The organism is Aeromicrobium sp., assembly GCF_036675695.1.
Taxonomy (GTDB): Bacteria; Actinomycetota; Actinomycetes; order Propionibacteriales; family Nocardioidaceae; genus Aeromicrobium.
In genome coordinates, this window is the sequence record NZ_JAKFEL010000203.1 from 1 (window position 1) to 9,629 (window position 9,629).

Genomic DNA, 9,629 nt, shown 5'->3' on the forward strand with positions numbered 1-9,629 from the left:
GTCAGGCGAGGTCCACGTCAGTGACAAGGGCACTCGTATGGCCAAGGGCATCTGCCCGGTCTGTGGCACGAAGCTCAACCGGATTCTCGGCAAGGCCTGAGTCCCGCACCTTCCCCGAACTTCAATGAAGGCGACCCGCACCTGCGGGTCGCCTTTATTGTGCGCGGACGCCTGTGGATGCGAGGCTGGTCGACAGCGGGGCTCCGCGCCACGCTGGCCGAATGACCTTTCGTCCCGCGCTTCGTCCCGGTGCTCCGCTGCTGCGCCGCGACCAAGCGAGCCTGCAGATCGGCACCTCGCCCGGCGTCGTCATCGCTGACCGCCCAGGTCTCATGGCTCTGCTGCGGCTCGCGGACGGCACCCGAGACGTCGAGCGGCTCCAGTCGTACGCGAGAGCCAACATCCCAGAGCTCGACTGCGAGGTCGCACCTCTGATGCACCAGTTGCGTGCCCTCGGGGTCGTGTTCGACTCGTCACACTGGAGTGCACCGCATCGACGCGGACTTGATGCCGAAGCCCGGCACACCGACCTCGCAGGTGGCGAACTGGCGCGCCTCACGCAGCGGCCGCTGTTCCGCGTTGCGTTCCACACCGACGCCGCGACCGAGCCGATCGCAGCCGCGGCGCGTACCGTCCTCGGCAGCGCCGGTATCCGCGATCTCGACTCGAACGATCCAGATCTCCTGGTCATCGCCTCGTGTGGTGAACCCGCGCGGACCGTGTTCGAGCGACCGCAACTGGCTGCGCTCGATCATCTCGTCGTGATGATCGACGAGGACCGCGTACGCATCGGACCACTCGTGCGACCGGGTCGGACTCCGTGCATGTCCTGCTACGACCTGCATCGTGCCGATTGGGATCACGCATGGGGTGCGCTGCTCCCCCAGCTCGGCAGGCACACCGGCATCCTCACTCCTGCAGCGCTGGATGCGGTGACGGTGCACGGGGCAGCGCTTGAGATCGCGATTGAAGTGCTGGCGCACTGCGACGGAGGTCCCACCCGGACGATCGGTCAGTTCCTCGCCGTTGGACCTGGGCACAGCGAGCGCAGCGGCTGGCCGCTGGCGTTCCATCACGGCTGCGCCTGCGACCTCCTCAGCGCGGCCTGACCTCAGGCGCTGGCACCGCCATCGATGACCGGCTCAGGTGACAGATCGCACGCGAGTCCGTCAGGCACTTCGCCAGACCGGCGCGATCTCGCGACGATAGCGGCGTCCGGCGATCTTGCCGAAGAGGAAGATCACCGGGGGCGGCAGCTCCTTGCGCATGCCCTCGAGGTCGGACTCGTCCGCACCGTCCTGGAGCCACTCGACGAAGTTGCCCATGCTCTTGAAGTGCGCCTTCTTGACCTGGGAGAGAGCCGCCTTCATCGCAGGCGCGTCCTGGTATGCCGCCGAGATCGGCTCCAGATCCCGTTCTTCGTGGGCGAGGTGATTCAGCAGCACGGTCCCGAGGTTCGCGACTGCGGTGCGCGCCTCGGCCGCATTGGGTGCCGCCGGCTCGGCCTTCAACGCTGCCATGGCGGCAGTGGCAAGATCGAGCGCCGCCCGCATGGCATCGTGCTCGCTGTCCAGCTCGGCCACTGCGCTCAGGTCGGCGTCGGTCTGCTGGAGCGCCGGCCAGAAGAACTCCTCCTCGTAGCCGTGATGGTGGTGCAGCTCCTGGTCGAAGAAGTCCCACACGCGTTTGAGGTCGTCTGCCCGCTGCTGGGATCCGTCTGGGAATGAGGCGAGGGCGGAGTCGAATCGGGCGATGGTCCGCCGGAACGCTGCGTGGACAACGGTGTTCATGGTCAGGTGCTCGGTCATGACAGTCTCCTCGGGAGTTGATAGCGATGGGGGTAGGAACATTTGGAACAGATGTCGTCCGTCCAGCACGGACTTCAGCCGGTGCTGGCGAGATCGAACGCTGTGACGAGGTGCGCCCGCGCTGCCAAGACACGTCGGTGGGTGAAGGGGGTCGACTCGAGGCCGAGCTTGCAGAAGATCCTGCTGATGTGGGTCTCCACAGTTCGTTCGCCAGTCAGAAGGCGCTCGGCGATCGCATGGTTGGAATGGCCCTCGGCAAGGAGCTCCAACACCTCACGCTCCCGGGGGGTCAGCCAGGACAGATAGGTTGACATCGCGCGATCTCAGGCCTGCGCCAGCCCGCGAGCGAACTCGTACGATGCCCGAACCAGGCCTGTCACCACAGCGACCTCTTGGCCGTCCCGCGGGGCGTAGACCATCACATGCGTGCGTGGGAGCTGACCGGTCAGCACGAGGAAGTGCGGCTCGATCCAGCCCGACGCGTCGATCGCATCGACCAGCTCCAGCGGCAGAGTCATGTGCAGGCTGTAGTCACCTTGGGCGTGCCCATGACAGAACTCGCGCCCGACCATGAAGGCTTCGGGAAGGCCCCCGGCGACGCCGTCGGCCAGAGAGAGTGCCCGTGCGCCTTCCACCGAGATGCCGGACGCCCCCTGTACGACGTCCGGCCAGGAAGCAGCCTCGTCCAGTACCTGTGTCAGGAAATGCGCGTCGGCTGGCTGCTGGTTGGTCTGGCTGTGAGGGATCTTCGCCGTTGTCGACGGTCGGGATCCCGCACGCTGTGCCACGGCCAGCATGTCAGGCCCCGGTCCAGATGAGCTCGATCACGATGCCGTCGGGATCGCGCAGCAGCACCATCGCGAGCGGCACCGGCTCGCTTGCCTCCAGCACCGGCTCGTGATCGACGTCGAGGGCGTCGAAATGCGCGGCCCAGGCGTGCACCTCCTCGGCGCTGGTGACGGCGAGAGCGAAGTGATCGAGCCCAGTGCGCCGGGCGTCGAACGGCAGTCGGTCTGCGTCTTCGTGATGGTCCAGGCCGAGGAAGAACGGTGTGCCCGGACGGGTTAGGACCCGGGCGTAGCCGGTTTCGTTGTCGTGCTGCTCTACGAAGGCACGAACAAGACCGAGGGTCTGGGTGTACCAGGCCTCGCTGGTGCCGATGTCGCGAACGGTGATGCCGAGATGGTGGTAGCCAGCCAGCGGGGGTGCGTCACTCATGGTCATTCCTCTCCGTATGGAGTCTATGGCAATTTGGTGTAACAACATGATGTAATGTCATTACAGTATGTCGATACACTAGAATGGCATTACAGCGTTCGTCAAGCAGGTTGGAGGAAGAATTTTCGTGGCAACCGGATCGCGCACCAAGAGCCGCACCACCAAGGCAGAACAGGCGAAGGCGACCCGCGCCAAGATCGTGGTCGCCGCCACCGATCTGTTCGTTCACGAGGGTTTCGTGACCACGACGATGGCGATGATCGCCAAAAGGGCCGGTGTGGCCGTCCAGACGCTCTACCTATCCTTTGGGAGCAAGACTGCGATCCTTCAAGCCGCCTTTGACCACGCGCTCCGGGGACCAGACACCAGCGACATCCTCGAGTCGGATTGGTTCAACCGCGTCCTTGACGAACCTGACGGCGCACGGGCGCTCGAGCTGTTCTGTTCCCAGACTGCGGTGGTGATGCGCCGCGCCGCGCCGCTCTTCGACGTCATGCGGGCCGCGGCGGCCGACCCCGAGGTCGGCGAGGTGCTCTCACGCAACAAGCGGCTGCGTTACGACGGCTTCCGACTGGTCGTCACGGCTCTAGCGACCCGATCGGGCTTTCGCTCCGACCTCTCCGCCGACGATGCACATGGGATCCTCTACACCATTCTCAGCGAAGACGGCTTCCTCCTCCTGGTGACGGAGCACAGCTGGACCGCGGAGCGTTGGGGCTCGTGGGTGTTTGAGACCTGCAGGCAACAATTCTTCGCGGAATGACCGACCGCACTCCACATTCGCCTTGCCCCCAGTCAGGAACCGGCTGCGCCCGCCGCCTCCTGAGTGCCGCCTCGCATTCGTCACTCCCGACTATCCTGACTCGGTGGCAGACGATGAGAAGTCCGAAGGGCGACCGCTGAGCGGTAGTGCGTTCGCGCGCACGGCCAAGCTTGCATCGTTGCCGATCGGATTCGCCGGTCGTACGACGCTTGGCGTCGGCAAGCGCATCGTCGGTGCCCCCGCGCAGAGCGTGCTCGACGAAGTGCAGCGGCGTACGGCTGACCAGATCTTCACCGTGCTTGGCCAGCTCAAGGGCGGCGCGATGAAGTTCGGTCAGGCCATGAGCATCTTCGAGGCCGCGCTGCCAGACGAGCTGATCGGCCCGTACCGCGAGACGCTGACCAAGCTGCAGGACTCGGCGCCACCGATGCCGCCTGGCGTGGTCCATCGAGTGATGGTCGAGGAGTTCGGCGAAAGCTGGCGAGACCAGTTCCCGACCTTCGGCGACGCTCCGGCAGCGTCGGCGTCGATCGGACAGGTGCATCGAGCGACGTGGCTCGACGGGACTGCCGAAACGGGAGCGCCCCCAATAGACGCGGCGGTCAAGATCCAGTACCCAGGTGCTGCCAGGGCATTGACGGCCGATCTGCGCCAGATCGCTCGGATGGCTCGATTGTTCGGCATCCTCGCCCCGGCACTGGACGTCAAGCCGCTCATCGCCGAGCTGCAGGACCGGGTGGCTGAAGAGCTCGACTACTCGCTTGAAGCTGGCGCGCAGAGTGTCTTTGCCGGCGCGTTCGCCGACGACCCCGAGGTCGTGATCCCGGAGCCGCTTGCTCACACCGAGCGTGCGCTCGTGTCCGAATGGCTCGAAGCGGACTCGTCGCTGGCGCAGATCATCTCGACCGGCACCCAGGAAGAGCGCGATCGTTACGGCGAGGCCTACGTACGGTTCCTGTTCGCCGGGCCCGAGCGCGCTGGGATGCTGCACGCCGATCCACATCCGGGCAACTTCAGGATCATGCCGGACGGTCGACTCGGTGTCGTCGACTTCGGCGCAGTCGCGAGACTGCCCGACGGGCTTCCCGAGTCGATGGGACGACTCCTCCGTCTGGTGGTGGACGGCGACTTCGCGGCGGTCGTCGACGGCCTGCACGATGAGGGCTTCCTCAAGCGCGGTGTCGAGCTTGATGCCGACACGATCGCCCGCTACCTCGGGCCATTCGCCGAACCTGCCCGGGTCGAGCGGTTCACGTTCAGCCGAGACTGGATGCGCGAGCAGATGCAGCGCGTCAGCGCACCCACCGCCGACGGCATGGGCACGGCGATGAAGATCAACCTCCCGCCGCAGTACCTGCTGATTCACCGCGTGTGGTTCGGAGGCATCGGGGTGCTCAGCCAGCTGGGAGCGACGGCGCCGTTCCGATCGATCCTCGAGGAATCGCTACCGGGATTCGCTGACGAGCGCTAGGACCGGCTCGGCATACTTCTCCAGCTTGGCCGGCCCGATGCCAGGCACCGCGGCCAGCGCCGCCTCATTCGTCGGCTTGACCTCGGCGATCGACTGCAGCGTCGCGTCGGTGAAGATCACGTATGCGGGCTTGGCCTGCTGCGTGGCCTCGGTCGAACGCCAGGCGCGAAGACGCTCGTAGAGTCCCTCGTCGTATGTCGGCGGGCAGTCGGCGCACCGGCCGAGCTTGCGGTCGGCGACGGCCAGGACCGTGTTGCAGACCCGGCACTTGGCGACCTTGCGATCGCGCGGCTGCTTGGTCGTCTGCCGGGCTTCGTGATTGGCCGGGAGCAGAGTGTCGAGGAACCGAGTCGGTCCGCGGTTGCCGCGCCCACCCCGGCGGCGTGTGGTGGCCCACGAGATCATCAGGTCATTGCGAGCGCGCGTCAGGCCGACGTAGAAGAGCCTACGCTCCTCCTCGATTGCGACCGGAGTGTCGGCGTGGACGCTCGGCATCATGCCCTCGTGCATGCCGACGCAGAAGACCGCATCCCACTCGAGTCCCTTGGCTGAGTGCAACGTTGCCAAGGTGACGCCGTCCGCAGCGGGAGCGTGTGCCTGCTCAGCCCTGCGAGCGAGGTCGGCCACCAGTGCATCGATGTCGGCTGCGGGATCGGCTTCCACGAGGTCTGCGGCCATCGACACGATCGCGTGCAGCGACTCCCACCGATCACGCACGGCACCTGTGCCACTCGGCGGCTTGTCGGTGTGTCCCATGCTCGACAGCACGGCGCGCACTTCGTCGACGAGCTCGCCTCCGCCCTCGCCGCCTCGGGCAGCACCACGCAGCAAAGCCACGGCCTGCCGCACCTCAGCACGGTGGAAGAACCCCTCAACCCCTCGGAGCACGTAGGGGATGCCGTGCTCGCCGAGTGCCTCCTCGAAGGACTCGGACTGAGCGTTGATGCGGAACAGGATCGCCATCTCCTTGAACGGCACACCACGGCGGTTCAACAGCGAGATCTCGCTGGCGACTGCTGCGGCTTCGGCCTGCTCATCGGGGAAGCCGGAATAGGTGACCGGATTGCCCGGCTCCTGTTGCGACTGGAGGCGCACGCCTTGGTTGACGTCAGCCAGCCCCCTACTCGCAGAGCTCGTGGGGGGACCCCCATTGCTGAACACCGCATTGGCTGCATCAACGATCTGCGGAGTCGACCGGTAGTTGCGTACGAGCTCGTGGCGTTCGGCACCCTCATGCTTGCGAGCAAAGGACGCGAGGATCTGTGGTGAGGCGCCAGCGAACGAGTAGATCGTCTGGCGGGGGTCGCCGACCACGCAGATGTCGTTGCGTCCACCGAGCCAGAGGTCGAGCAATGCCGACTGGAGCGGGTTGACGTCTTGGAACTCGTCGACGACGAACCAGCGATATTGGCTGCGTACCTGTGCAGCGATGCGCTCGTCATCGGCGAGGATCGCGGCAGTCACGAGCAGGATGTCTTCCATGTCGATGCGCCCACGCTCACGCTTGACCTCTTCGTAGGCAGTCAGCACGTTGGCGACGTCATCGTGGTCGAGGTCAGCGACTTCGCGGCGAGCAGCTGCCGCCCTGGCGGCATAGGTCGATGGCGGGATGTTGCTGACCTTGGCCCACTCGATCTCCGACGAAAGGTCACGGAGCAACGGGGTGTCACCGCGACGTCCGAGCCTCCGGAGCGCGTCGGCGACGAGCGAGAACTTCGACTTCACGATCTCGGGGAATGGACCACCGTAGACGTGGGGCCAGAAATATTGCGCCTGCCGCAACGCCGCCGAGTGGAACGTCCTGGCCTGGACTCCATCGGCACCCAGCATGCGCAGGCGTGTGCGCATCTCGCCAGCTGCGCGGGTCGTGAACGTGACGGCGAGGACCTCAGTCGGCTTGTAGACCCCGGTGGCGACTCCGTAGGCGATCCGGTGCGTGATCGCCCGGGTCTTGCCGGTGCCTGCACCTGCGACGACACTCACCGGCCCGCGCAGCGCCCGAGCGACATCTCGCTGCTCGGGGTCGAGACCCGTCAGCAGGTCGTCGGCGTCAGGCACACGGGCTCCTCGGGGGAATGCGGCGGATCTGTCAGGTGTTGAGACAATGAAGACTAGTCGTCAAAGGAGACAGTTCATGTCGAGCACGTTCACCCTCTACTCCGCCCCATGGTGTGGCTACTGCCATCGCCTCAAGGGGCAGCTGAAGCGCGAGGGTATCGAGTTCGACGAGGTCGACATCGAGGCCGTACCTGACGCCGCTTTCGTCGTCGAGCAGGCCAATAACGGCAACCAGACCGTCCCGACGCTGGTCTTCACCGACGGCACCGCCCTGACCAACCCGTCAGTCGCACAGGTCAAGGCGCAACTCGCAAGCTAAGCCCATTTGCCGTGGATCACGCCACCGTGCCAGGTCTGCAGCAGCCACCGGGAGATTGAGACGTTCGGCGGCAGCAACAGGTCGCTCGACGCTGTCATCTCGGTGACTTCTTCGCGGGTGAACCAGCGCGCTTCGGCGATCTCGTTCTCATCGACCGTGATGTCGGTACTCAGCGCTTCGCCGAAGAATCCGAGCATCAGGCTCGATGGGAAAGGCCACGGCTGACTGCCGGCGTACGTGACGTTGCCGACCTCAATGCCGACTTCTTCCATGACCTCACGGCGTACGGCGTCATCGAGGGTCTCCCCCGGCTCCACAAATCCGGCCAGAGTCGAGAAGCGTCCCTCGGGCCATACCGGCTGACGCCCCAGCAGTGCACGGTCATCGCCGTCGGTGATGAGCATGATGACGGCGGGATCCGTACGCGGGAAGTGGTGCGCACCGCAGGACGGGCAGATGCGTGTGTGTCCGGCCTCCGCCTGCTCCGAGGGAGATCCGCACTTGGCGCAGAACTGGTGGGTCTCGTGCCAGCGCGATAGCCCGATGGCATGCACCGCCAGCGAGGCCTCGTCGGGCGCGACGGAAGGACCGAGAACGCGCAAGCTCACCGGTTCGAGCTCCTTGGGTACACGGCCGTTCACCACGACTGCGGCGTGATGAACGCCGTCCTTCGTGCCGAGGTAGATCCAGTCACCGTCGGGTGCTTCGTCGATGCTGATCCAGCGAATGCCCTGGCCGCCCTCGGTCGCGACGTGCTCGCCGCCGATCACCATGACCCGCAGGGGATCGGCCGTGCGCCAGGCGTCGTCCTTGCGAAGGTGTGCGGTGCGGTCGTGCTGGGTGTGATCGAAGGCGTAGTCCACCCGATCAGGCTAGACCGAGCAATTGCTCCAGCTCGTCACGGCCGGGCAGATCGTCGTACGTCTTCACCTCGCCGAGCCGCGCGTAATAGAACGATCCGATGACTGCCGACGGTTCGACGCCGATCAGCTCAGCCCAGGCGAGTCGGTAGATCGCGAGCTGCAACGGATCGGCGCCAGCCTGCTTGTTGGTCTTCCAGTCCACGACCTCGTATAGGCCCGGCGCAGAGGAGAACACCGCGTCGATGCGACCGACGAACTGCTGTCCACCGAGCACCAACGAGAACGGTGCCTCGATCTGCACCGGGGTGAGGTCCGCATATGGGCCCGCGAGGAACGCTGCCTTGACCTCTTCGAGCTCCGCGTCTGACCCGATGCCAACATCGCCACGGCCCGGCAGATCGGTCGGATCGAGAAGCGTCTGCTGTCCGAAGTGCGCTTCGACCCAGGCGTGGAAACGCGTTCCGAACCGGGCCGCCCCTGATGGCTGACGCGGCATCGGCCGCGCGAGTGAGCGCGCAAACTCAGCGGGATCGTCCTGCAGCGCCATCGCGGTGGTAGCCGACATTGACGTCGGCCACGGCACCCGTCGCAACGGACTCTCAGCTTCCTCAGCCTCAGCAAGCAGCAGCTCGATGTCCGCCTCCAGCTCGCCAAGCCGGGCGAGCTCGGGTGACTCGTCTGCCGCCGGGGCAGAGAGCTTGCCATCGGCGGCGGCGCGTACGGCTTCGGCCAGCGCTCGGCGGCCCTGCAGCTCTGGCCCAGCGGCTGGCCAGGCGATGCCGTCCACGTCGACAAAATGCGGGTTGGTGGCCTCGTCAGAGGGTGGATCTGCCCAGTGCAGGGGCTCCCGTCCCTGCTCGGCGAGCCAATCACGCGTCGCGACAAGGTAGTCCGAAGGTCCGAGCGGCTTCTGCTGCGTGCGCCCCCAGATGTGACCCGAGATGACGAGGCGCCGAGCAGCACGCGTGTAAGCCACATAACCGAGGCGTCGCTCCTCCATCTGCGAGTCGGCCTTGTCCGCTTCGTTGAACGCCTTGGCGTCAGCCGGCGACCATCCCGCGAGCACCGGCAGGCTGTCGCGGTCGCCACGCAACGAGTAGGGCAGCGTCTGCGCATTGGTTGTCCACCG

The 9,629-nt window shown here is 65.9% G+C and carries 12 protein-coding genes; 5 read left to right on the forward strand and 7 right to left on the reverse strand.

The genetic code is table 11. The features are described 5' to 3' along the window. Together V6M39_RS12905 and V6M39_RS12910 are read left to right on the forward strand one after the other, a co-directional pair. A partial coding sequence (locus V6M39_RS12905; protein ID WP_332644231.1) for a DUF5679 domain-containing protein occupies nucleotides 1-100 on the forward strand: 100 nt, incomplete at its 5' end. Between the two features lie 121 nt (nucleotides 101-221). Then, nucleotides 222-1,109, forward strand: coding sequence for a hypothetical protein (locus V6M39_RS12910; RefSeq protein WP_332644220.1), 888 nt, complete (start codon nucleotides 222-224; stop codon nucleotides 1,107-1,109). A 60-nt stretch (nucleotides 1,110-1,169) separates the two neighbouring features. On the opposite strand, the gene V6M39_RS12915 is transcribed toward V6M39_RS12910, so the two are convergent. From V6M39_RS12915 to V6M39_RS12930, 4 genes are all read right to left on the reverse strand, one after another. Beyond that, on the reverse strand, nucleotides 1,170-1,808 hold the full coding sequence (locus V6M39_RS12915; protein WP_332644221.1) for a hemerythrin domain-containing protein: 639 nt from the start codon (nucleotides 1,806-1,808) through the stop codon (nucleotides 1,170-1,172). A gap of 74 nt (nucleotides 1,809-1,882) precedes the next feature. Beyond that, nucleotides 1,883-2,122 carry a response regulator transcription factor gene (locus tag V6M39_RS12920; RefSeq protein WP_332644222.1) on the reverse strand — a complete coding sequence of 80 codons (240 nt, stop codon included), beginning with the start codon at nucleotides 2,120-2,122 and terminating at the stop codon, nucleotides 1,883-1,885. A gap of 9 nt (nucleotides 2,123-2,131) precedes the next feature. Then, nucleotides 2,132-2,596 carry a luciferase domain-containing protein gene (locus V6M39_RS12925; RefSeq protein ID WP_332644223.1) on the reverse strand — a complete coding sequence of 155 codons (465 nt, stop codon included), beginning with the start codon at nucleotides 2,594-2,596 and terminating at the stop codon, nucleotides 2,132-2,134. 10 nt (nucleotides 2,597-2,606) lie between these two features. Then, on the reverse strand, nucleotides 2,607-3,026 hold the full coding sequence (locus V6M39_RS12930; protein WP_332644224.1) for a VOC family protein: 420 nt from the start codon (nucleotides 3,024-3,026) through the stop codon (nucleotides 2,607-2,609). 127 nt (nucleotides 3,027-3,153) lie between these two features. Here V6M39_RS12930 and V6M39_RS12935 point away from each other — a divergent pair, with 127 nt between their 5' ends. After that, a complete protein-coding gene (locus V6M39_RS12935) occupies nucleotides 3,154-3,789 on the forward strand; it encodes a TetR/AcrR family transcriptional regulator (RefSeq protein ID WP_332644225.1) in 636 nt (211 codons plus the stop codon). 103 nt (nucleotides 3,790-3,892) lie between these two features. After that, the gene (locus V6M39_RS12940; RefSeq protein ID WP_332644226.1) at nucleotides 3,893-5,260 is read left to right on the forward strand and encodes an ABC1 kinase family protein; all 1,368 of its coding nucleotides are present in this window, start codon (nucleotides 3,893-3,895) and stop codon (nucleotides 5,258-5,260) included. Here V6M39_RS12940 and V6M39_RS12945 read toward each other — a convergent pair. Beyond that, complete coding sequence (locus V6M39_RS12945; RefSeq protein WP_332644227.1) at nucleotides 5,234-7,318, reverse strand: ATP-dependent DNA helicase UvrD2; 2,085 nt, start codon at nucleotides 7,316-7,318, stop codon at nucleotides 5,234-5,236. The genes V6M39_RS12940 and V6M39_RS12945 overlap by 27 nt on opposite strands. 76 nt (nucleotides 7,319-7,394) lie before the next feature. On the opposite strand from V6M39_RS12945, the gene V6M39_RS12950 reads away from it, so the two are divergent. Then, nucleotides 7,395-7,637, forward strand: a complete 243-nt coding sequence (locus V6M39_RS12950) for a mycoredoxin (protein WP_332644228.1) — start codon at nucleotides 7,395-7,397, stop codon at nucleotides 7,635-7,637. Here the strand turns inward: V6M39_RS12950 and nudC are convergent. Both nudC and V6M39_RS12960 read right to left on the reverse strand, forming a co-directional pair. Then, on the reverse strand, nucleotides 7,634-8,500 hold the full coding sequence (gene nudC, locus V6M39_RS12955) for an NAD(+) diphosphatase (RefSeq protein WP_332644229.1): 867 nt from the start codon (nucleotides 8,498-8,500) through the stop codon (nucleotides 7,634-7,636). The genes V6M39_RS12950 and nudC overlap by 4 nt on opposite strands. Before the next feature lie 4 nt (nucleotides 8,501-8,504). Next, the coding region (locus tag V6M39_RS12960) for a PD-(D/E)XK nuclease family protein (RefSeq protein WP_332644230.1) at nucleotides 8,505-9,629 on the reverse strand (1,125 nt) is incomplete at its 5' end.